This window comes from Sphingomonas sp. RB1R13 (genome assembly GCF_036663775.1).
GTDB lineage: Bacteria > Pseudomonadota > Alphaproteobacteria > Sphingomonadales > Sphingomonadaceae > Sphingomicrobium.
This window is the reverse complement of sequence record NZ_JAXOJM010000004.1, coordinates 94722-115835: the sequence shown is the minus strand read 5'-3', so window position 1 is coordinate 115835 and position 21114 is coordinate 94722. Positions and strand designations below refer to the sequence as shown.

Below are 21114 nucleotides of genomic sequence, written 5' to 3'. Positions count from 1 at the left end.
ACCGAGGAGAGCGAAAATGACCAGTTTCTCTGGCGGAATCAGGCCCGGAATTCGCTGTGCTTATGTGTACCGAGCTGCCGCTGGCCGCGTTGATGATGGCCGCAGCGGCAACGACCGGCCGAAGGCCTTAATTGTCATTCCGATCGCGGCGTAAGGCGGGAAGCCTCGATGCGCCTTTTGTCCGCGGAAGCTAACCCAGCAGGCTACTTAGAAAGTCCGGATGGAAGGCCCAGCCCATGAAGCCAGCGGCCGTGAGAAAGAGACCAAATAATCCAAATCCCCAAGCCGCGAAGAGCGGTATCCAGCTCTCAGCGAGTGCAGCGACTGCCGCAATCGAGACGGCAGTCGTAAGGGACGCTTCGGCCGCGTCGAACTGGTCATCGTGGACATTTAACGCGTCGTATTGAGCGGAGAACTGCTCGGCCTCCGCTGCCAGTCTTGGGCTCTCGGCTCGGTATTTGGCAGCTTCCGCTTTAAATTGCGTTAGCACTTCGGTGCCTTTGCCTGCGGCTAAACCTGCTAGCGCTGTTTCAACAATGTGAAGCTTGGTGCGAGTTGCCTGATATTCGTTCCATCGATCCAGAGACTTGGCTTGGGCTTGGCTCATGTTTTGAACGATGTTGCCGTCCTTGATATTGCCCAGCCCCGCCGCAACCGACAAGACCACGACCGTGATCGCAACGAGGCGATTCAGCCTTTTGTCCTTCGCTTCGGCACTGAGCTCAAGATCCATGTGTCCGACTTAGCCGGGTGCAACTTCACTTACGAATCTTAAAGTCTGGCAGCGCTTGGGCCGGTGTTGGCTTGCCGGGGATACATCTATGAACGGCGGCAAGTTCTCCCGGCCGCCGTCGAACGAATCAAACATGCGCCATAGCTCGTCCACGGTGGCGTTCATGGTGTAAAGGTTGGCTCGGCGGAACCATTCGTTGTACTAGAGGGACCACGAACCGCATGAAAGGTCATCAATGTTTCGCCGACTGACCCTTGTTGCCGCAATGAGTGTCTTGATCTGGACGGCACCTGCCAGCGCTCAAGGCCCCGACAATGATGTTCGTTGCCTCACCACGAGCAAATTTTTCGCTGCTACCGAGAAAGACCCTCAGAAAAAGCAGCTCGCCGTGGCCAGCGCATTTTTCTTCCTCGGGCGAATTGATGCGCGATTATCCCCGGCCCAAATCAAGGCTCAGCTTGTAGCGCCTAGTGCCTTGATCAAGCAGAATGATGCGGGCGCGCTCATGAACGACTGCGCAAAGCGGGTTCAACTGACGCAGCGATCGTTGATGATGATCGGACACACCATAAACACCCGGTCCGGGAAAAAGTAAGAATGTCACTCCATACCAGTCACCGTGGCAATAGGGACGATAAGGACAAAAGCCCGCCGGAACGAAGCCGCTACTGATCAAGCGATAGTCATCGCTTGAATCGGCCACATTCGGTAACCCAGGCTAAGCTTGCGCTACTCACCTTAAACGGCAGTTCAGGTTTTTCCGTTGCGCGATAATACCAGTTAGGGGGCGACTCTGTGTCGGACTACCAGCAGTTCGCCGCAGCGGCTTTAGTGTTTTTCACGGGTGCGATGACTATAAGTTTCGGCAAAGGCTTTTCGCGCCGATCAACTCTATACGCGGATCGAATTGCTTTGAATACGTTCGGTTGCTTGGCAGCTGCGGTCGCAATCGTATTTGCCCTCGTACTTTGGCAAACTTTTTAGGCCAGCCCGGCCAGTACCGTTCGCTCTGAATGACCTAAATGGACCCTACTCGTTCGAAGCCTAGCACCTTATTCAATTGAAGTAGAAACGGTGAAACGGAGCTCAACGGCACCACGTTCGGAGCTCGCTTCCTGCGGGCCAGAGCAAACATCAGCTTGCGCGCCATCGGGATTAGCTGAAATTTTTCAGTCAGGGGTGCCCGAATTACCGCCCGGCGAAAGACTGGCCTGCCGGATGCCAGCGCGGGGCATCCGGTTTGCATCTCCTAGGCGTCGTGGCCTGCCTCTGGCGGTCTGCATTGCGCAGACGGCGAATGCCTCCGATGGTGCGCCCGGCGATTCGCTCACCCGGGAGACATAATCATGAAGATCACTTTCGTAGCCGCAATGATCATTGGCATCGCGATCAGCGCACCCGCATCCGCATCCGCATCCGCATCCGCGCGGAATTACGACTGCGCGAAAGCTGGAAACGCAAACAAGGCGGCCTGTAAAACCGCGTCCGTGTCAGCAACTAAGGTAATTGCCAAGTCGGCCTCGAAAGCGACCGCAGCGCCAAAGGCGGTCACAACCAAAGTCGCTTCAACCACCACAACCAAGAGGACTACCGAGCGGACTTATGATTGCTCCAAGGCGGGCAACAAGACCAAAGCTGTGTGCAAATCAGCTGCCATGACGTCTAGCAAGCCGGTCGTCAAACAAACGACGACCGCTGTGGCAGCGCGGAATTATGACTGCTCGAAAGCGGGCAACGCAACAAAGCAGGTCTGCAAAATATCGGCTGTTTCGCATCAGGCTACTGTCACCAAGCCGGTCGCATCGCCGCGGGCCGCTCCGTCACGTCCCTCGATGGCACCCGCTCCCTCACCGGCCAGCAGCATGGCAAGCGGCGTGACTGCCATGTGCAAAGATGGCTCGACGAGCCATGCGAAGGTGCACGCAGGTGCATGCTCGCATCACGGTGGCGTGGCGAAGTGGCTTTAAACTAACGGACTTCGCGGGCTCGGCTCAATCACCGGGCCCGCGCAATCCGCCTTCGACAGTCCGCCGCACCTTGAGCCGGAGGCCACCGAGCAAGCCGATGGACCGGATACCGACGACGAGCCCGAGTTATACGACCACGGCCGATGAAATGTCGAGGACGACGACGAGCCCCGCTATTGGGATATTGCATGCCGGATATGGGATCATCGATGATTCGATAGAACCATCATCACCTTACGCACTTTGAGCCTTCCCCGCTCATGGCTAGCCCGCCCAGCTCCGGCTCGGGATTTTAACCTTCCTGACCGGTCCAAGCTTGGCCGGTCGTTATTGTGGTCATGGTCCGAACTTTGCGTCCACCGGGACCATGGTGCGCCCCCCCGATGATGAGCTGCTCGATGCTTCGTAGCCCGAGGGTTAGCAGCTATGTAATTCTGTTCAGTTTGAGACGTGATTGTCGTTGACGTCGGGGCGGGCGCGGGAGCCTGTATCACGACAGGCGGTGCGGATCGTGCCGCTGCCGCAGCAGCCTGAGCGGCAGCGGCGTCCGACTGCGCCGCCGCGGGCCGCGCGTTTGCCTCTGCTGCCTGACGCTGCGCTTCGGTCGTGGCCGCTTGCTGTGCATCCGTGCGTTGGCGCTGCGACGCTGCTAAAGTCATGTGTCGGCTAGTCCAGACGCGTGAGTCGCATCGTGAATATCGGCATCCTTCGCATGATGCCTGAGTTCGCCTTCTGCGAGGTGAAGGGCTGCCACTGCTTGGGCATGAAGGCGTGGCGCGTAACCTGTTGCCCCCACGAAATTAACCGCGTCAATTTTGGCCTTGGCGGCAGCAATTGCTTTGCGAGCCAAGTCAGCCTTTCCCTCACCAAGTGCCCCCGACGATAGAGTTACCGCCGTGGAGGCAATAGAACCAAGCGCGAAGCGCAACTTATAAATCATAAATTCTATCCCTCTGAAACGACGGAATAAATGATCAACAGCGTTCCGGATCCATTGGCCTTCGCCTCGTGAAGCGCGGCGAGCATCCGCCAAGCCGGACTAGAATTTGCCAATAAATGTCTTGCACGGGCACGGTTCCTTCAGCCATTTAGTGCATCACGTTCCGCGATGGCGATCCTCTGTCGCCTACAATGTCGAAAGGGTAATTATGCACACGACCGTCAAGGCGCTGATGCTTGGAGCTGTTTGTCTCGGGATGACCGGCTGCAAGGTAAATAAGACTCAGGAAGGTAAACTGCCCGAAGTTAACGTGAGCGCGAAAAGTGGCCAGCTTCCCGAGTATAATGTTCAGGGGCCGAAGGTTGAAATGGGCTCGAAGAACGAGACGGTTAAAGTCCCAACGGTTAAAGTCAAAACGCCTTAGTCCAAGGACCGCTATTTTGCCCTTGGCGTGTTAGGTCCCACCCGGTGCCCCGTGGGACCAAGGCGAGGCGAGAAGGCCGGTCATTTATTTGACCGGCCTTTTGCTTACGTGTTACTGGCAGGAATAGTTTTTACCTATGACGCATTCTTCATTCGATGACTGCGTATCTTTGCTGAATTGAGGACCGGTCGGTACCTCCGATTGTCCATGCTTCCCTGACAGAGCGAAATTTGACGCGGCTAAAGACGACGTGATGCCGCGCTTTCCCGCCGATCATGTGCGTGCCATGATCGGCTAGTGGGAAAGCCAGCGATCAACACAAATATCATAGCAGGGCTTTCGGTCGCTGGGCTCGTCCTTCCTGAATCGATTGCCTATGGCTCAATTGCCGGGCTACCGCCGGTCCACGCGCTGGCTGCCGCGCTCGCGGGCCTGAGCGCTTATGCTATCGCGGGACGGTGCCGGGAGGCGATCGTCACGCCAACCTCGGCTAGCGCGGCGGTACTGGCAGCGGCACTCGCTAGCCTGGGCCCGGGCGCGCCCGAAGCGCGGCTGGCGTTGACGCTCGCGCTGGTTGGCTGTGTTGGTCTGCTGTTCGTTCTTGCAGGTCTATTGCGGCTGGGCTTCGTCGCAGCCTTCGTGTCACGGCCAGTGCTGCGCGGCTTTGCGTTCGGACTGGCGGCAAGCATTGTGCTTCGTCAGTTCTTTTCGGTTACTGGGGTTCACCCAATCCGCAGCTTGCTAATTTATCAGCTAGGCGAGGTCGCCGCAGGCGTCGCGCGATGGAATGTCACTGCGTTGGCGATTGCCGGGCTTGCGCTGAGCGTCATGCTCGCCTTGCGTCGATGGCGCATGGTGCCAGCGGCATTTGTCATGCTGGGGTTGACTGTGGCACTTTCGTTTGTCGTCGATTTTGGCGGGATGGGAGTGCCGACGATTGGCCGGATTGCCCTCAATATCGATTGGCCGATGCTTCCCCGAATTGGCGTCTCGCAATGGCTGTCGATCGGATCGGCGAGCCTCCCCCTTGCCCTGATCCTATTCGTCGAAGCGTGGGGAACGAGCAGAACGCTGGCGTTGCGGCATGGCGATACGCTCGACCCCAATCGTGAACTGGTGGCGCTTGGATTTGCGAATCTGGCTGCAGCGAGCGTTGGAGGACAGCCAGTCGGGGCGGGCTTTTCAGCCTCGTCGGCCAATGACGCTGCGGGTGCAACCAGTCGCCTCGCCGGAGCGGTCGCCGCAATCGCGCTGGCCGCGCTGTTGCTCGTCGCGTTGCCGTTGATCGCGCGAGTGCCGAGCGCGGTTCTGGCCGCGATCGTCGTCGCCGCGCTGGCCCATGCGCTGGATCCGCGCCCGCTGTTGCGGTTGTGGCAGCTAGGACGGGATCAGTGGGTCGCACTTGCCGCGGCGGTCGGCGTGCTTGCCTTTGGCGCTCTCTATGGGATGCTGCTTGCGGTATCGCTGTCGGTGCTGGCCATCGCCCGACGTCTGTCGGAGCATGACATCGATCGGCTGGGCCAGCTCGACGGGGGACGCAACTACGTCGATCTGGCACGCCATCCCGACGCCCATGTCGATCCCGCCGTCCTCGTCGTCCGCCCACGAGAACCGCTGTTCTTCGGCAATGCCGAGGCTATCATGAACGCCATCGAACGCGCGACGGGCGCGGAGACGCGGGCCGTGGTTCTCAGCCTCGAGGAAAGCTACGATCTCGACAGCAGCGCGGTCGACGTTTTGAGCGAAAGCGCAACCCGGCTCCAGGCACGCGGCCAGCGCTTGATCCTAGGGCGACTGAAGGACCCGGTGCGCGAATTGCTTGCCGTGGCGGGAGAACCGCTGGCAACGCTTGCCACCGAAGGCCATCGAAGCGTCGCCGACGCGGTTGAGTCAGCGCGCGCCCAACCCGGGTTACAGGAGATACCTCATTGAGAAACAGCCGCGAACCCATCGTGACTCCCATTCAGATCGCCTCTCTCCGTCCGACGCAAATTACCGTGGGATTGCACGAAGTGGAGCGCAAGCGCCTGCAATGGCGCGGTGAGGGAGAACACGGCGGCGCCTATCTTGGTCGGCATATGATCCCTGTCGTGCTCGGGCCTAAGCGGCGGCCCTATGTGATTGATCATCATCACCTGGCACGAGCACTTCATGACGAAGGGCAAAGCGAAGTACTAACGACGGTGGTTGCCGACCTTCACCAGCTTAGCCTTCCGGCATTCTGGATATTTCTCGATAATCGTGGCTGGCTCCATCCGTTTGACGCCGACGGCAAGCGGCGCGACTATTCGGCAATCCCCAAGCGAGTTGCCAAGCTAGTCGACGATCCATTTCGATCACTGGCGGGGGCGGTGCGCGAAGCAGGCGGCTATGCCAAAGATACCACGCCGTTCAGCGAATTCATTTGGGCGGACTATTTCCGCCGCCGGCTCAAGCGTCCGCAGCTTGAAGCCCATTATGAGCGCTCAGTCGCCAAAGCCTTGGTTCTTGCGCACGCGCATGAGGCTTCCTTCATGCCGGGATGGTGCGGTCCTGACCACTTCCTCTCAGCGCCGTAAGCGAGATCGCTTAAGCTGAACGTTGATCATATGCGTCCTCCCGGGAATGGCCGCTCGTAAGCTCATGAAAACTTTGCAGAGCGGCCGGGTCTAGGCGCTTTGTCGACAGACCCCTAGACTTGGCTGTTAGCCGACTGATAGATATTGGCGGCATAGAGGTTGGCATCGTCGAGGCTCGGGCCTTAGTGTTAGTTAAACACTCGGTTTGATAGCCGCTGACGGATCGCGTCCGCCCCAGGTCATTCAGCAGGCGATCAGCGGATTGGAGAAAGGTGGCCGCCTTGGCGTCCACGCTCGCAGACTGCAAAGCGATAGAGGTTTTGTGGCATTTTTCTACCGTCGCTGAACGGTATGAGATTTTGCTAAGGCTGGCCCAAAGGACATATTCTGATGCTCCACTGGCCGTTCATTCTCGTCCTGATCCATCTCGTGTTGATCGTTCGCGCGTTACTGGTTGAGGGACGCGATCCCTATTCACGGTTAGCTTGGGTGCTGGCGCTCCTTTTATTTCCGATCGCGTCGATCGTCGCCTACTTGTTGCTCGGCGAACCATGGGTTTCGGGCCGCTTCCGGCGACAAGCGGACTGCGCCTACAAAGAACTGGCTAAGCTGCAGCCCGATCCGCTGGATGACGACGCAATTGAAGCGATCCCCGAAGCTGATCGTGGTCCATTCCAGGTGGTCCAGCATATCAGCCGCTTCGCGGCGACCAGCGGAAACACGGTCGCGTTGATGGCCGACAGCAATGACGCCATCGCGGCGATGGTGGCGGCGATGGCGGCGGCCGAGCATCACATCCATCTCACCACCTATATCTGGCTTACTGATCGTAACGGCCGGTCAGTGGTGAAAGCGCTAATCGCGGCGGCGAAACGAGGGGTTAAATGCCGCGTCTGCGCCGACGCGATCGGGTCGCGCTTGATGATCCGGGCGCCACAGTGGGAGGCTATGAAGCAGGCCGGGGTCAAGCTTTGCCCCTCGCTTGGCCGAGAAGGGCGGTTGAGCTTCATCGCTGCGCACCGCATCGACTTGCGCAACCATCGCAAAATATTGATCATCGATGGACGCGTTGCCTTCATCGGAAGCCAGAATCTGGCGGATCCTGAGTTTCGAATAAAGGCGAAGTTTGCGCCTTGGGTGGATATCATGCTGCGTGTCGACGGGCCGGTAGCTGCCCAGAACGACATCCTGTTCGCCAGCGATTGGGTGATTGAGAAGGGCGAGGATCTGAGCCGAGAGCTCTGCGGCGCGCCGGTCACCGGAACCGGCGACGTCACCGCGGTCGCTTTCGGGACCGGCCCCTTGTCGCATCGCGGGGCGATGTCTGACGCATTCGTCGGCCTGCTCTATGCTGCGAATGAGGAAGTCGTCATCACGACACCCTATTTCGTGCCCGATCCGCCATTGCTAGCGGCCCTGCTGAGTTGTGGGCGACGGGGCGTGAAGACCAGCCTCATCCTGCCCCGGCACAACGACAGCCGGGTTATCGGCGCAATCAGTCGCGCGCTTTATCCACAACTCGTCGATGCTGGGATCAGCCTATTTGAATATCGCCCGGGACTGCTTCATGCGAAGACGATGGTCGTGGATGGCGTGCTGTGCCTGCTGGGCTCGTCGAACATGGATCGGCGTAGTCTCGAGCTGAACTTCGAGAACAATCTGCTCTTTCATTCGCGTGCAGTGGCTGCGCTGATCCGCGAGCGGCAAGACTCCTATCTGGCGGACAGCGATGCGGTTGACCCCGACACGGCGCGAAATCGATCGGTCTTCAAGCGGCTCGCAGACAATATACTGACCATGGCAGGAGCACTTTTTTAGGGAGCCGATTGGCATAGTGATCGCAGCCCAACCGAGGAACGGCTGCGTAAGAGATCAAAATGACCGGCATCGAAACGACCGCTGTTGGGCGCATTCCCGCCGAACGTCGTAAATTGCACGGAAGGCGGCTTGGGTTGGTGAGATATTTCCGGGAACGTCCGGAGATGGGCGCAAAGCGGACAAATCTTCGAGTGTTCACAAATGATTAGTGCCCCAATATCTGCAACCTGCGGTCGTTAAAACGATTGCATGGGCAATCTCGAGATCTCTCGATCGGTTTCTCCATGGTACATGCACATAAACCGGCCGCGAATGCCCGCCAGCGCCATTGGCTGCACACTCCGCAGAGTGGCGGTCATACATTCGCTATACGAATGATAGGCATATTTCGGAACGTAGCCCTCGCCCAATGCATGAAGCGGCTCGCCTTGCACGGACACGACCAGTGCCGAGAACCATGCCTTGTTCACTTCAGAATTATCCTCGTTTGAAGTTAGCCGCGAGGGCCCAGCCGCTCCCGCGTAAACTAAGCCGTCAAGCAACGCACCGGTCGCCAAGCGCCCACGACGATGCGGCGCGGGCGGTTTATTCCCAGCAACCGCAATAGCCTTATCGCCACGAGCCCTAGCTAACTCACCGAGCTGATTTGAGTTCTCGGGAATTGCCCGACCCTCAGTTGTAAAGCGGCACCGTCCGGTCAGTTCGCGCCCGGCCACGAAATACTGCACCGTCACGTCTCTCCCGTCACCGCGCGCGATCTCATCCGTGTCGGCATCGGCAGAGGGGAACATCGGTAAGTCGTGGGCCCAGGCCCACGAGCAGTAATCTTTCTCCCAGCTTCGCGCGACCTGAGCCAATTGAGTGCGCCAGGCTGCGTCGTCAGTCGTCGGTCGCGTCGCTGGCTCAGCGCGTATCGCTTCAATGGTATGCTGGACGCTACTCGCGTCCGACGCAGTCTTCTTGAGATTGACGGCCCCCTGCCCCGCATCGTTCAATGTATAAGCTGCTGCCCCAAGCAGCGCTGCTGCGACGAGCCCCTGTACCAAGCGCATGTACGATCCCCCGCTCGCCCGGCAGGAGCCGGGTGGTTCGTAACGTGCGAGCACGGGTGCAGCACGCCCCACGTATTCGCCGTGAGGCTATTGTATTTCGCGGGCCGCCCGACAGGAGCGGACCCATGCTCAGCACATCACTGTGCGTCGCGAAGGCTTACGAGACCCGAGCGACGCAACCAGTGTTACCGGCAACTTCTCAAAATGTCACCAGCAGCTTTGCTGAAACAAGGAGACGCCCTCGCCCTTCTCAATATAACCCGCCTTCAACGCCGCCCACTCGCGCCGTTTATGAGCGCCGTGTAAATTTTCAGGCCCGCCTCCGGGTCTGCCCTGAGCCTCTTGAGCTCCTCCTCGTCCGGTATTTCCACAACTCGCGCCGCCCACTGCTCCGCATCGGTTTGATAATTGAGGATAGTTCGCACAGCGTCCTGTTTCCCAGCGAGAGCTTGCTGGGCGGTCCGAGTAAGGATTGCTTCAATCATCGTCATTTTAGTCTTCTTATCGTTAATGGTAATTGAAATTTCGCGCTGCGAAACTCTGTTCAGAAGCTCCATCAACGTCTCGCGCTTGGCAGCTTTTTTCTTGCCTTTCGGCCGCCCACTGGGATTGCCTGACTGGCCCTTGGCGAACCGGTGCTGGGCCGGCGGACGACAATATCCGACCGCGTAATCGCCGCTCTGCCCTTTCGACCGCCGGCTCACGCTTCACCTCCCAGGCGCTCGCGGGAAACCGCGTCGAACGTGCCTCCGTGTTCAGAAAGGATAGCGTTTTTACCGGTGAGCGCCTGGTAGCGGCGGATGATGACGTCACAGTACAATGGGTCATATTCGATCATCCGCGCCGTCCTGCCGCATCGGTCTGCCGCGATTAGCGTCGTGCCTGAGCCACCGAAACAGTCGAGCACGATGTCGCCACGGCGCGTACAGTCCTCTATGGCATCAACGACAAGCTTGAGGGGCTTCACCGTGGGGTGCATCGAAAGCTCGTCGGCCCGCGTCGCGGACATGCTGCTGATGCCCGCATAGTCCCATACGTTAGTCCGGTAGCGACCCGACTCGCCGAGGCCGAAATTGTTTAGGTGCGGCGCCTTTCCGATCTTGTAGATGAACACCAGCTCGTGCTTGCTTCGGTAAAACGACCCCTGTCCGCCGTTCGTCTTGTTCCAGACGCAAAGCTGCTTCAGGCCGTCCAAGACAAGGTCACCAGCGTTCATCAGCTCCAGCATATGGCGCCAGTCCATGAAGATATAAGCCAGTGCTCCATCACGAGCATTTCCCGCCGCGAGGCCAAGGGTTATCGCGAGAAAGGCCGTGAATTCTTCAGGCGACATTTCGCCGCTGGCCATGGCAAACTCACGGTGCTTCGTCTTTCCCGATCCCGAGACGTGTCCGTTTATCGGGACATTATAAGGAGGGTCCGTGAACACTAGGTCCGCCTTCGATCCATTCATAAGGCGGTGGAACACTTCAATTTGCTGAGCATCACCGCACACCAACTGATGCCGTCCAAGCGTCCAGAGGTCGCCAACACGCGAAACCGGGGTTTGCTGAGGCAGGGGCACGATGTCGCCGCCGTCAATTGTTTCAGGTGACGAGGCGGTCGCCGTGTCCAGTGCGATGTCGATTTCCGCGATCGAGAAACCCGTTACGTCCATATCGAAGCCGGCATCGATCAGACTTTGAAGCTCCGCGGCCAGCATCTCCTGGTCCCAGCCGGCATTGAGGGCGAGTTTGTTGTCCGCAATGACAAGTGCGCGCCGTTCCTCCGGGCCGAGATGAGAGAGCCGCACAACTGGTACCACCTTCATCCCAAGCTGCTTCGCGGCAGCCAGTCGCCCGTGACCGGCAATGATCTGGAGCTCGTCTGAAACCAGGATCGGATTTGTAAATCCAAACCGATCTATGGATCCGGCGATTTGTTTGACTTGTGTCGCGGAGTGAGTGCGCGCGTTTCGCCCATATGGCTTGAGCAACTTTAAAGCTACGTTCTCTATTTGCATTTCATTTGCCCCTATCAGCTCCCCTAACAAGGGACATTTTGATCTCAACGAATTCTAATTTCAATCCGTTAAATATTTTGGGGGCATTTATGACGGCTGTTTTTTACTCGGTTGACGGTCCTGTCAACTTAAGGCAATTGATATAATACTTAAATATCTGACACTTAAAATCTCGGTCGAGCAGACGGCTGGGATCCAGCGAACCGGAAAAAAAGACTCAATTGTTAAAATTTTTTGCCGCTTTTTTAGGGGTTTGGAATGCCTCGGATGCTACCAGGAGGCACGCAGTCTAAATGCTGGGCGTCCGCGGACGTGCGCGATTCGGCCAGCTTGCCGAACTCAGTATTCCTGAAATTGTAATCTGAATACTTGTCGGCTCCGTCGTTGCACCGAACAACGCGGCGATGATGACGAACAGCAGGGAGTGTCCGATCGCTGATGTCGATCCCAGCGATCCTTGCTTCCATTTTTTTCATTCCCTGATAGCTCGCCTAGGGAATGCACGAAATTTCCGTGGCGTTTTCAGAGCGTTGTGCGCCACACGGTCGTCGAATTGCATAAGTACGGCGCTGTTTGCCTGTTCTTTTCGCTGTTAGCAGGCAATCGTCTGTGAGAGACGGGTTCGCGGTGCACTGCGTCGCGCACCACTCGACGCTTAGTGCTGGGGCGAAAAGTCACATCGAAGTTTCGCGTAACGAGGCTTCGCCCAAGCGGTGACCAGGCGACTGCTGTCACGAAAGCTGCGAATCGCAATCCGCTCGAGTTCGGACCGATTGTAACAGCAGCAGCCCCGCGATCAGAAGTCCGGACAGCGGCAATAGGCCAACCCGTTGGGATCCACTCATCGCAGTGGCAACCTGAACGAGCAGCGGGCCAAGCCACATGGTCGCGGTTCCGGCGATCACGAATAGTCCGAAGAAAATGCCGATGCGGTCGGGTGGAGCGACCCGGGTGAGCATCGTCCGGCTCGACGAATAGGCGGCGGTCACGGTGACCGCGCCGAGGATGCTGGCCAGGATCAACCCGACCTCGGGGGCAGTGGTGAACATCGGGCCGTTCCACAGCGGGACGTGGGCGGCGGGGTTGAACGGTTGGTAGAAAAACGACGTCTTCGTATTACCGAGCAGCAGGAGCTGGGAGACGATCACGCCGATGATCTCGATCGTCAGCGCGCGCTTCGGGCCGAGACTGCTATCGAGCTTGCCCGCTAGGAGCCCGCCGACGACCGAGAAACTGCTGAGGATCAGGCCGTAGGCAAGCAACTGCAGCGTCTGCCAGCCCATCGCGCCCGCGGCATAGACGCCGATGAAGATGAGGATGCCCGTCAGCCCGTCAGTGAATAATAGTCTGGAGCCGAGGTAAACGAGCGCATCGCGATGCCCCCGCGCCTCGACGAACAGCTTCCGCAGGTCACCGACTGCGAGGCGGACCGCTTGGCCGATCTTGATCCCGGTGGCGGGAACGTCGGGGACATAGCGCAGCAGCGGGATCGTCAGGAGTGCCAGCAGGACGGCGATGATCGGGCCGACGATGCGGTCAGTCTGGTGGCTCGCAGGATCGAGCCCGAACAGCGGCTGCGAGGGGATGAAACTCCACGCCACCTTGCCCGGAAGTGCGAACGCCCACAGCGTGAAGGCGAGAAGGGTCACCGAGACGAAATTGCCGAGCGCAAGCGCGAGCCCCGACGCTTCGCCCGCGCGTTTCATCCCTGCGGCGGGAAGGAGCAGCGCATTGTGAAGCGTCTCGGTGTAGGCGAACAGCGCGCCGAGCAGCGCGAGCATGGCGATGACGGTGGTGATGCCGAGCCCCGCGTCGCCCGGCCTCGCGAACCATAGTAGCGCAATCAGCGGCACCATCATCGCGACCACTGCCGCCAGCCACGGCTTGCGTGGGCCCATCCGATCGACCGTCGCGCCCAGCAACGGTGCCGTGAGCATGACCAGCCACCCGCCATATTTCGCGCCCGACGCGACCAGTTCCTGCCCGCGCACCGGATCGCCGATGACGCTCGTCACCAGATAGGGCACGAACACATAGATTGTGATGAGGATGACATAGGGGTCGCGTCCGCCCTGGAACATCGCCCAGCTCCAGATCGAGCGGGTGTTTGCGCTAGTCGGGTTCGCGGCAAGCGGCTCGCTCACGCGCCCGACAGGACGGCCTCAACCAGCCCCGCTGCCTTGGCATAGGGCGCATAGAAGGCGGCGATCATGTCGCCCTCGCCGCGGATCACGACGCCGCGTTGGTTGGAAAATTCGCGATAGCCCTCGATACCGTGGTGACGGCCCATGCCGCTCATGCCCGATCCGCCAAAGCCCAATGAAGGCAGCGCGCCCTGCACTGCGCAAGTGTTGACGCACGCCCCGCCCGAGTGGGTGCGGTCGAGCACATCACGGGTCAGTGCCTCGTCAGCGCCGAACACATAGAGCCCGAGCGGGCGCTCGCCGGCGTTGATCCCGGCGATAACGGCATCCAGATCGTCATAGGGGACGATGGGCAGGATCGGGCCGAAGATCTCCTCCTGCATGATGCGCAGGTCGGCGGCAGGATCGATCACCAGCGACATCGGCATCCTCCGCGACGTGGCGTCGACACTGTCGTCGGATTCAAGCGTGACGATCTGCCCCTGCCGCTCGCGTACTTCGGCGAGCATGTCAGTCAACCGCGCAAGATGGCGCGGCGAGATGATCCCGGTGACCTCGTCGCCGCGCGCATAATCGGGCGCGGCTTCCGCCAGGAACGCCTTGGCATGGTCGACGAATGCATCGACCTCGCCGCGCGGCACGAGCGCATAATCGACCGAAATGCACATCTGGCCATTCTTGATGATCTTGGTGCCGATGACCGACTCGACATTGGCGGCGTTGACCGATCCGAGAGTCATGATCGCCGGGCATTTTCCACCGAGTTCGAGCGTCACTGGGGTCAGATTGGCGGCGGCGGCCTGCATTACCTGGCGGCCGACGTTGGGGTTGCCTGTGTAGAGGAGGTGATCCCACGGCGTGGCCGCGAAAGCTTGGGCGACGTCGAGCCCGCCATTGACGACATGGACGACCGCAGGGTCGAATGCGGCGGCGACCATCTCGGCCAGCAACGCGCCGCACGCCGGGGTATATTCGGATGGCTTGATGATCACCCGATTCCCCGCCGCGAGCATTTCGGTCAGCGGACCGACCGACAGGTCGAACGGGAAATTCCAGGGCACGATATTCCCGACCACGCCCTTGGGCTGGAGCTGGACAAATGCCTGCGCGGTGCCGTGGAGCGCGGCTTCGGTGTGGCGAACCGATGGCCGCATCCACTCCTCGAGATGCTCGAGAACATATTGCGCGCGACCGACGACGCCGAGGACTTCGATCAGGTCCGACGCGGGTCGCGGGTGCGCGCCGAAGTCGGCAATGAGCGCGTCGCCGATCTTCTCGCGGTTGGCCATCATCATGCCGATCAGCGCCATCAGCCGTTCGCGGCGGACCTCGATCGACGGATTGCGGTCGGTCGAGAAGGCCGCCTTCTGCGAGGCGAACGTGGCAGCGAGATCGCCGATCGCGGCACTGTCGTCGGCGGGGTGGACGACCGGATTGGAGACGCTTTCGAGGATCGACATCTGAGTGTCCTTCAGGAAGTTGGGGCTTGGCCGAGCATGGCGGCGAGCAGTTCGGTCCGTTCGTCCCTCACCACTTCGGGCTCGCGAACGACCTGCGCGTGGAAATCGCGCAGCTCCTCGGGAATGTACCAGTGAAGCGTGTCCGAAACGTAAGCCTGCCAAACCACTTCGGCGACCGCCGACGGTGCAATCAGTCGCCACATTCCGTCCGGCGGGGCCATGCCGCGCACGGGGTCGGACAGTAGAGGCGTATCGATCAGGCCGGGGAGGAGGTCGTTGGCGCGCACACCATAGCGCTTGAGTTCGATCGACAGCGCCTCGGTCAGCCCGCGAACAGCATGCTTGGTCGCCGAATAGATACTGATCCCGGCAGTGCCGAAGATTGCCGACGACGACGACATGTTGAGCAGCAGCGAGCCTGGAGTCGCGCGCAAGAACGGGATTGCCGCGCGCGCGCCGATGATCACGCCGATCAGGTTGATGTCGATGACCCGCTTGATCTCGTCCCACGGCTGCTCATCGAGCAGGCCGCCGGCGCCGACCCCGGCATTGTTGAACATCAGGTCGAGCGTTCCGCCGGTCGCCTCGCCGAAGCGCGCCATCGCCGCCCGGAACGCGTCGGGATCGGCGACGTCAAGCAGCTCGAACAGGCCATGGCCGTCGATCTCCACCGCAAGGCTGTCGAGGCCGGCCTGGTTGACGTCGTAAGCGCCGACGAACCAGCCTTTTCTCGCGAACAGCAGCGCGGTCTCGCGCCCCATCCCCGACGCCGCGCCCGTAATGAAGATCGACTTTCGCGCCTCAGCCATCAACGGATTCCTTGTTGCCATGCGCGTGCGCGCCGTCGAGTTCGAGCCCGTCGAACGTACCCGCCCTGCGCCATTCTGCGAGAATGTTGACGAATGCGACCGGCCCCGCGCCGAACGGCAAATTGCGGTCCGAAGCGACCGAGCGCTGGCCCTCGTTATTATAGAAGCCCGGCGTGCAGCTCTCGAGGAATGCGCGGCGTGCTTCTGACAAGTCTAGCACGGCCTGAACCCATTGCTGTTCGGCCTCGGCCGTCGCTTCGACCGTTTCGATCTCCCGCTCGCGCGTGCTCGAGACGAGATAGGCGAGATGTTTCGACTGCTCATCAATCATGTGCGGGAAGTTCACTGACATCCCCGATTGGGTCTGGCTCATGACGAAGCAGTTGGGAAAGCCGCGGCTGTGCATGCCATGGAAAGAGATCATTCCGTCGGCCCATTTGTCGTGCAGCGCCTGCCCGTCGACCCCGACGACTTCGAAACCGGATCGCTTCGAATAGTCGGTCGCGGTTTCGAATCCGGTGGCGAAGATCAGGCAGTCGATTTCGTGGCTTTGGCCGCCGGCGACGATGGCATGATCGGTAATTGCCTCGACCCCGCGTCCCTTGGTATCGACCAGCGTGACGTTGGCGCGGTTGAAGGTCGTCAAATAATCGTCGTGGAAGCAGGGCCGCTTGCAGTGAAGGCTGTACCACGGTTTCAAGGCGTCGGCGGTAACGGGGTCTTCGACCAATTCGTCGATACGGTCGCGGACGCGGGCCATCGCCTCGAGATCGGCCTCTTCGAAGATCGCATCGGGCGTGCGCGTCGGATCCTGCGCAAACTTCTCGCGCGCTGCCTTGGCGAGGATCGTCCAGCCGTCGCCGACCAGGTCGGGGACATGGAGGTCGCCGGTGAACTGGCAGGTAAAACTCTCGATCCGCTTCTGCTGCCAGCCCGGTTCGAGCCCGGCATACCAGTCGGGATCGGTGTCGGAATTGTTGCGCACATCGAGCGCCGACGGGGTGCGCTGGAACACGAACAGCTGCTTGGCGTCGCGAGCGAGGGGTGGGATGCATTGGACAGCGGTAGCCCCGGTGCCGATGATGCCCACGCGCTTATCGGCGAGGCCGTTCATCGGCGCAGTCGCGCTGCCACCGGTATACGCATAATCCCAGCGGCTCGTGTGGAAGCTATGGCCCTTGAACATCTCGATGCCGGGAATGTCAGGCAATTTAGGACGGTTGAGCGGGCCGGTCGTCAGCACGACGAATTGCGCACTGAATTCATCGCCGCGGTCAGTTGCGACGCGCCACCGCGCGGTTCCGCCATCCCAACTCAGGCGCGTGACCTGGGTCGAGAAGATCGCCTCGTCGTAAATGCCGAAATGGCGCGCGATGCGGCGGCAATGCTCGCGAATTTCGGCCGCCTTTGAATAGCGCTCGGTCGGCATGTAGCCGGTTTCCTCGAGCAACGGCAGGTAGATATAGCTTTCGACATCGCACGCTGCGCCGGGATAGCGGTTCCAGTACCATGCGCCGCCGACATCGCCCCCGGCCTCGACAATGCGCACTTTTGGTATGCCCGCCTGCTTCAATCGTGCCGCCGTCAGCAGCCCGCCGAACCCGCCGCCGACAACCAGCACATCGACCTCATCGCAGATTGGCTCGCGTTCGACCCTTGGCGTGTAGGGGTCGGCGACGAGGTTGGGCGACACCTCGGCAATGTCGCGGTAGCGACGGTCCCCAGCCGCAACGCGCGCATTGCGTTCGGCCGCATATCGCTTGCGCAGATGTTCGAAGTCCAGTTCGGAAGGGTCGATGTCAGCCATGCTCAATCCCACTGCGAAATTGCGGTGCGGCAGCTCGTATTGAGCCCCCGCACACGATCAGAAGCGCTTGCTTAAGGTGACGCCAAAGGTGCGCGGTTCGCCAAGGAAGCCGGTGTAGCTGCCATCTTGCGCGACGGTCGGGAAGCTCAACACCACAGTCTTTGTATTGGTCAAATTGCGCGCCCAGAACAGGATTTGCACGCCGAGCGGTTCGCTGGCGATGCCGAGGCTGGCGTTGACGTTGTGGACGCCGAAAGTGCCGACATTCGCCGGGGTCGTTTCGGTCAACAGCGTCTTGCTGCTGTAGTCATATTCGCCTCGGAGGAATCCACTCAGACCATTGCCGAACTTCTGTGAAATCGTTGCCGAGGTGGACGTGTTCCATTTGGGAATTCCCGCCGGGCGCTGCCCTGACAGGTCCCGGAAGAACGGGATAGCATTGGTCGAAGGGTTCCGCGGGCAACGTACCGTGTCGAAGGCAACGCACGGCGCGCGAGTGAAGCTGTTGTATTTGGCGTCCAGATAGGTGACCGCGCCAGTCAGGGCGAGCCACGGCAGCGGCCGGACGGCAGCATCGATCTCGAAGCCCTTGACCGACTCCTTGCCAGCGTTGACCAGGCTGTAGCCCGTTCCGGTGTAGGCGTTTGACTGGAAACCCTTGATGGCTTGGTTGAACACGGCAAGGTTCACAAAGCCGCCGCGGAAATTGGTTTTCAGGCCCGCCTCGTAGAGGGTGACACTTTCGGGATTCGCGGTCCGGCCGACGCCATTGTTCGGCGCCCGCGCATCGGTCGAAAGGTTGAACGCGCCCGCCTTCCAGCCGGTCGAGAAACTGACATAGGCATTGACCCGCCCAAACTTATATTGCGCGCGGGCAAGATAGGTCAGCTTGTGGGCCTTGAGGACGCCAGACTCGTTGGCGTTGGGATAATTGACGGGGCCATGGGTCGGTACGTCGCGGTAGAAGAATTGCACCGGGTTGAGGGCCGCGAATGCATTTGCGGGCACACCGATATAAGGCAGCTGCGGGACATTCTGCAGGTTGAGAAGTGAAAACTTGTCGTAAAGTACAATGTTCGAGGTCGAGGCTTTCCGATCGCTCAGATAGGCCAGTCCCCCAGTCAGCGTGAGTGCGTCGGTGACCTTGTAATCGGCTTGGCCGAACAGCGAGTAACTATCCTGCTTCAAGGTAAATGGCGCAACAATCGCAACCCCCGGCTGAAAATAGGTGCGACCCGCAACAATCGACGGCGTGACATAGCCCTGCAGCGTCTCGAGCAAGGTAATGTTGCCTCCGCTTAGAACATCGACATATGGGCGAATGTCGCGGCCAAAGTTGATCGTGCTCGACGTCTCCAGATTTTCATGGTCGTAAAAGGCGCCGACCAGCCAGTTGAACCGACCTTTCCCGTCGGATGCGAGGCGGAATTCCTGAGTGAAAGTCTTGGTACGGGTATGATCGACCCGGCTCGCGATATCGGCGCTAGTGAAGTCGACATCCTGCGCGCTGTTGTTAAGCTGGTCGCGATAGGCGGTGATCGAGGTCAGCTTGGCGCCGCCGAAATCATAATCAACCTCGCCTGAAATCCCCTTGCCGACGATAGTATTGGTCGGATCGACATTCAGCGTCGTCTCGCGATTATATTTGCGATTGGGGTCGCCAATTTTCGCGCCGAGGCCAAATGGTCGAGGAGCGCCGATGAATTGCGACGCGGGGCCATTCAGCAATTGCACCGTGCCGCAACACAGCTCATCGATCCTGTTGTAGTCGGCGATGATCCGAACCCCGAGCTGGGAAGTCGGGGTCCACAGCAGATCGCCCCGCACCGAGTAGCGGTCGCGATTGTTGAGCCGGGTGCCGGTGGCGAGATTGCGAATCGTGCCGTCGCGATCATTCACGTTGCCCGACAGGCGCAGCGCGAGCGTCTTGCTCAACGGCCCGGTCACGGTACCTTTGGCCACGACCTGACCGTAATTGCCCAGTGTAACCTCGGCACTTCCGCCGGGTTTGAACTGCGGCCGACGCGTAACAATGTTGATCGCGCCGGCCGAGACGTTCTTGCCAAACAAGGTCGATTGCGGGCCACGCAACACTTCGATCCGCTCAACTTCCGGAAGATCGTTAAGCGAGGCGGCGCTGCGCGAGCGATAAACGCCATCGATGAACACGCCGACGGAGCCTTCAATGCCGACATTGCCGGCGCCATTGCCGAAACCGCGGATATAGAAGTTGGTTTCCGCGACAGAGGTGCCCTGGGTCACCTTGAGCGATGGAACCACTGACTGGAGATCGCTCAGATCGCGGATCTGGGCGCGCTCGATCGTCTGCTGACTGGTAACGGCGACCGAGACTGGCACGTCCTGCAGGGTCTGCACGCGCTTGGTCGCCGTAACGATAATGTCGCTCGAGCTATCGGCAATGCTCGAGCCCGTTGCGGGGATCCCTGGGGCAGAGGTGACCGGTACGGTGACATCCTGAGCCGACGCCGCGCTTGCTAAGGTCAAGGTTACCGCCAAAAGTGAAGCGCCTGCGAAATATGTTCGAGCCATGTCCATCTCCCGGTGGCTCGATGTTTTCCCGAGCCTGTAGACGAATTCTAGCTCGGACTAGATTTTGGTACAAGCTAGAAAACACACATTGCCCGAATTGCTGGCGCCCGTTAGGTCAGCGTCGTGGACCATACCGCTACTTCCTCGCGAGCCATCGCCGACCCTGCCTCGCGGACCGTCTCGCGAAAGTCGATTTCGAAGAGCCACAAGTCGGCAAGCAAGCGTCGCGCGATCATGCGGGTGGCGATCGACGTCATTAATCTGCGCAGCTTCGCGCTCGCGACGATGACTGAAATTGCCGACAGGCTCGGTTTGAAGGACGCCGCACTTTACTATTATTTTCCGGGCAAACAGGCTCTCGTCTATGCCTGCCACGTCGATTCGATGGAGCGGTTCGAGCGGCTAGTCGGCGAAGCCGAGGCGAGCGCATGCGATGGACTCGGCAAAATCGGCTTGCTGCTCAAACTGTTTCTCGAAGACTCCGAAAGCCATGGCCAGCACCTTTATTTTGGCGACCACAGTTACCTCGCCGAGCCGGATAGGCTCGCGATCGACGACTGGGCGGCGCGTCTCACCAAACGCATCGAGGGATTTATTGAAGCGGGCATTGCTGACGGTTCAGTTCGGATGTGCGAAGCAGAGCTCACCGTTCAGCTGATTCTGGGCATGCTGATCTGGCTCGGCAAGTGGGCCCCGTCCATCGAAGGTTTGACTGCAGAGCGGCTGCTTGCTTCGCTCTCGTCGCTAACCATCGGCGGGCTGCGCGCAGAGCCGACGCGACACTGTCTTCCGTGAAACAAGCCACGCGGCCGTTCTTCGGAGACGTTCTCAAGCTGCGTTTCCCTGCCCG

General features: G+C 59.9%; 19 protein-coding genes. 8 read left to right on the top strand and 11 right to left on the bottom strand.

The annotated features are described in order from the left end of the window. The first annotated feature begins 16 nt into the window (after window positions 1-16). Entirely contained in the window at window positions 17-154 is a 138-nt protein-coding gene (locus U1700_RS13075) for a hypothetical protein (protein ID WP_332753123.1), read from the top strand. Window positions 155-190: 36 nt separating this feature from the next. Here the strand turns inward: U1700_RS13075 and U1700_RS13070 are convergent, their stop codons facing one another. After that, the gene (locus U1700_RS13070; protein WP_332753122.1) at window positions 191-733 is read right to left on the bottom strand and encodes a DUF4337 domain-containing protein; all 543 of its coding nucleotides are present in this window, start codon (window positions 731-733) and stop codon (window positions 191-193) included. 265 nt (window positions 734-998) lie between these two features. On the opposite strand from U1700_RS13070, the gene U1700_RS13065 reads away from it, so the two are divergent. Both U1700_RS13065 and U1700_RS13060 read left to right on the top strand, forming a co-directional pair. Further along, window positions 999-1328 carry a hypothetical protein gene (locus U1700_RS13065; protein ID WP_332753121.1) on the top strand — a complete coding sequence of 110 codons (330 nt, stop codon included), beginning with the start codon at window positions 999-1001 and terminating at the stop codon, window positions 1326-1328. A 751-nt stretch (window positions 1329-2079) separates the two neighbouring features. Further along, window positions 2080-2700, top strand: a complete 621-nt coding sequence (locus U1700_RS13060) for a DUF3761 domain-containing protein (protein WP_332753120.1) — start codon at window positions 2080-2082, stop codon at window positions 2698-2700. Window positions 2701-3355: 655 nt separating this feature from the next. On the opposite strand, the gene U1700_RS13055 is transcribed toward U1700_RS13060, so the two are convergent. Next, entirely contained in the window at window positions 3356-3640 is a 285-nt protein-coding gene (locus tag U1700_RS13055; RefSeq protein WP_332753119.1) for a hypothetical protein, read from the bottom strand. 208 nt (window positions 3641-3848) lie between these two features. On the opposite strand from U1700_RS13055, the gene U1700_RS13050 reads away from it, so the two are divergent. The 4 genes from U1700_RS13050 to cls all read left to right on the top strand — a co-directional run bounded on the left by U1700_RS13050 (window position 3849) and on the right by cls (window position 8440). Continuing rightward, window positions 3849-4064: a hypothetical protein gene (locus U1700_RS13050; protein WP_332753118.1), complete on the top strand. Its 216-nt coding sequence runs from the start codon at window positions 3849-3851 to the stop codon at window positions 4062-4064. A 297-nt stretch (window positions 4065-4361) separates the two neighbouring features. After that, window positions 4362-5996: a SulP family inorganic anion transporter gene (locus tag U1700_RS13045; protein ID WP_332753117.1), complete on the top strand. Its 1635-nt coding sequence runs from the start codon at window positions 4362-4364 to the stop codon at window positions 5994-5996. Further along, a complete protein-coding gene (locus U1700_RS13040; protein WP_332753116.1) occupies window positions 5993-6622 on the top strand; it encodes a ParB-like protein in 630 nt (209 codons plus the stop codon). The genes U1700_RS13045 and U1700_RS13040 overlap by 4 nt, the downstream gene beginning before the upstream one ends. Window positions 6623-7012: 390 nt before the next feature. Beyond that, a complete protein-coding gene (gene cls, locus U1700_RS13035) occupies window positions 7013-8440 on the top strand; it encodes a cardiolipin synthase (protein WP_332753115.1) in 1428 nt (475 codons plus the stop codon). A 236-nt stretch (window positions 8441-8676) separates the two neighbouring features. On the opposite strand, the gene U1700_RS13030 is transcribed toward cls, so the two are convergent. From U1700_RS13030 to U1700_RS12990, 9 genes are all read right to left on the bottom strand, one after another. Next, the gene (locus U1700_RS13030; RefSeq protein WP_332753114.1) at window positions 8677-9492 is read right to left on the bottom strand and encodes a hypothetical protein; all 816 of its coding nucleotides are present in this window, start codon (window positions 9490-9492) and stop codon (window positions 8677-8679) included. A 266-nt stretch (window positions 9493-9758) separates the two neighbouring features. Continuing rightward, window positions 9759-10196, bottom strand: a complete 438-nt coding sequence (locus U1700_RS13025) for a DUF5681 domain-containing protein (protein WP_332753113.1) — start codon at window positions 10194-10196, stop codon at window positions 9759-9761. Further along, window positions 10193-11524: a site-specific DNA-methyltransferase gene (locus U1700_RS13020; RefSeq protein WP_332753112.1), complete on the bottom strand. Its 1332-nt coding sequence runs from the start codon at window positions 11522-11524 to the stop codon at window positions 10193-10195. The genes U1700_RS13025 and U1700_RS13020 overlap by 4 nt, the downstream gene beginning before the upstream one ends. A gap of 701 nt (window positions 11525-12225) precedes the next feature. After that, window positions 12226-13638: an MFS transporter gene (locus U1700_RS13015; protein ID WP_332753111.1), complete on the bottom strand. Its 1413-nt coding sequence runs from the start codon at window positions 13636-13638 to the stop codon at window positions 12226-12228. After that, window positions 13635-15098, bottom strand: coding sequence for an aldehyde dehydrogenase family protein (locus tag U1700_RS13010; RefSeq protein WP_332753110.1), 1464 nt, complete (start codon window positions 15096-15098; stop codon window positions 13635-13637). Before U1700_RS13010 ends, U1700_RS13015 begins: the two co-directional genes overlap by 4 nt. An 11-nt stretch (window positions 15099-15109) precedes the next feature. Continuing rightward, on the bottom strand, window positions 15110-15907 hold the full coding sequence (locus U1700_RS13005; RefSeq protein WP_332753109.1) for an SDR family oxidoreductase: 798 nt from the start codon (window positions 15905-15907) through the stop codon (window positions 15110-15112). Next, complete coding sequence (locus tag U1700_RS13000; protein WP_332753108.1) at window positions 15900-17714, bottom strand: flavin-containing monooxygenase; 1815 nt, start codon at window positions 17712-17714, stop codon at window positions 15900-15902. Before U1700_RS13000 ends, U1700_RS13005 begins: the two co-directional genes overlap by 8 nt. Window positions 17715-17771: 57 nt before the next feature. Next, on the bottom strand, window positions 17772-20219 hold the full coding sequence (locus U1700_RS12995; RefSeq protein WP_332753107.1) for a TonB-dependent receptor: 2448 nt from the start codon (window positions 20217-20219) through the stop codon (window positions 17772-17774). 155 nt (window positions 20220-20374) lie between these two features. Beyond that, window positions 20375-20500 (bottom strand): hypothetical protein, encoded by a 126-nt coding sequence (locus U1700_RS12990; protein WP_332753106.1) that lies wholly within the window; start codon window positions 20498-20500, stop codon window positions 20375-20377. On the opposite strand from U1700_RS12990, the gene U1700_RS12985 reads away from it, so the two are divergent. Next, entirely contained in the window at window positions 20499-21059 is a 561-nt protein-coding gene (locus tag U1700_RS12985; RefSeq protein ID WP_332753105.1) for a TetR/AcrR family transcriptional regulator, read from the top strand. The genes U1700_RS12990 and U1700_RS12985 overlap by 2 nt on opposite strands. The last annotated feature ends 55 nt before the right edge of the window (window positions 21060-21114 follow it).

Bases quoted from the DNA above. Each gene is read 5' to 3' on its own strand.
- U1700_RS13055 (WP_332753119.1), bottom strand. From the start codon at position 3,640: ATGATTTATAAGTTGCGCTTCGCGCTTGGTTCTATTGCCTCCACGGCG.
- U1700_RS13070 (WP_332753122.1), bottom strand. From the start codon at position 733: ATGGATCTTGAGCTCAGTGCCGAAGCGAAGGACAAAAGGCTGAATCGC.
- U1700_RS12990 (WP_332753106.1), bottom strand. From the start codon at position 20,500: ATGATCGCGCGACGCTTGCTTGCCGACTTGTGGCTCTTCGAAATCGAC.
- U1700_RS12985 (WP_332753105.1), top strand. From the start codon at position 20,499: ATGCGGGTGGCGATCGACGTCATTAATCTGCGCAGCTTCGCGCTCGCG.
- U1700_RS13060 (WP_332753120.1), top strand. From the start codon at position 2,080: ATGAAGATCACTTTCGTAGCCGCAATGATCATTGGCATCGCGATCAGC.
- U1700_RS13010 (WP_332753110.1), bottom strand. From the start codon at position 15,098: ATGTCGATCCTCGAAAGCGTCTCCAATCCGGTCGTCCACCCCGCCGAC.
- U1700_RS13065 (WP_332753121.1), top strand. From the start codon at position 999: ATGAGTGTCTTGATCTGGACGGCACCTGCCAGCGCTCAAGGCCCCGAC.
- U1700_RS13050 (WP_332753118.1), top strand. From the start codon at position 3,849: ATGCACACGACCGTCAAGGCGCTGATGCTTGGAGCTGTTTGTCTCGGG.
- cls (WP_332753115.1), top strand. From the start codon at position 7,013: ATGCTCCACTGGCCGTTCATTCTCGTCCTGATCCATCTCGTGTTGATC.
- U1700_RS13030 (WP_332753114.1), bottom strand. From the start codon at position 9,492: ATGCGCTTGGTACAGGGGCTCGTCGCAGCAGCGCTGCTTGGGGCAGCA.
- U1700_RS13075 (WP_332753123.1), top strand. From the start codon at position 17: ATGACCAGTTTCTCTGGCGGAATCAGGCCCGGAATTCGCTGTGCTTAT.
- U1700_RS13005 (WP_332753109.1), bottom strand. From the start codon at position 15,907: ATGGCTGAGGCGCGAAAGTCGATCTTCATTACGGGCGCGGCGTCGGGG.
- U1700_RS13000 (WP_332753108.1), bottom strand. From the start codon at position 17,714: ATGGCTGACATCGACCCTTCCGAACTGGACTTCGAACATCTGCGCAAG.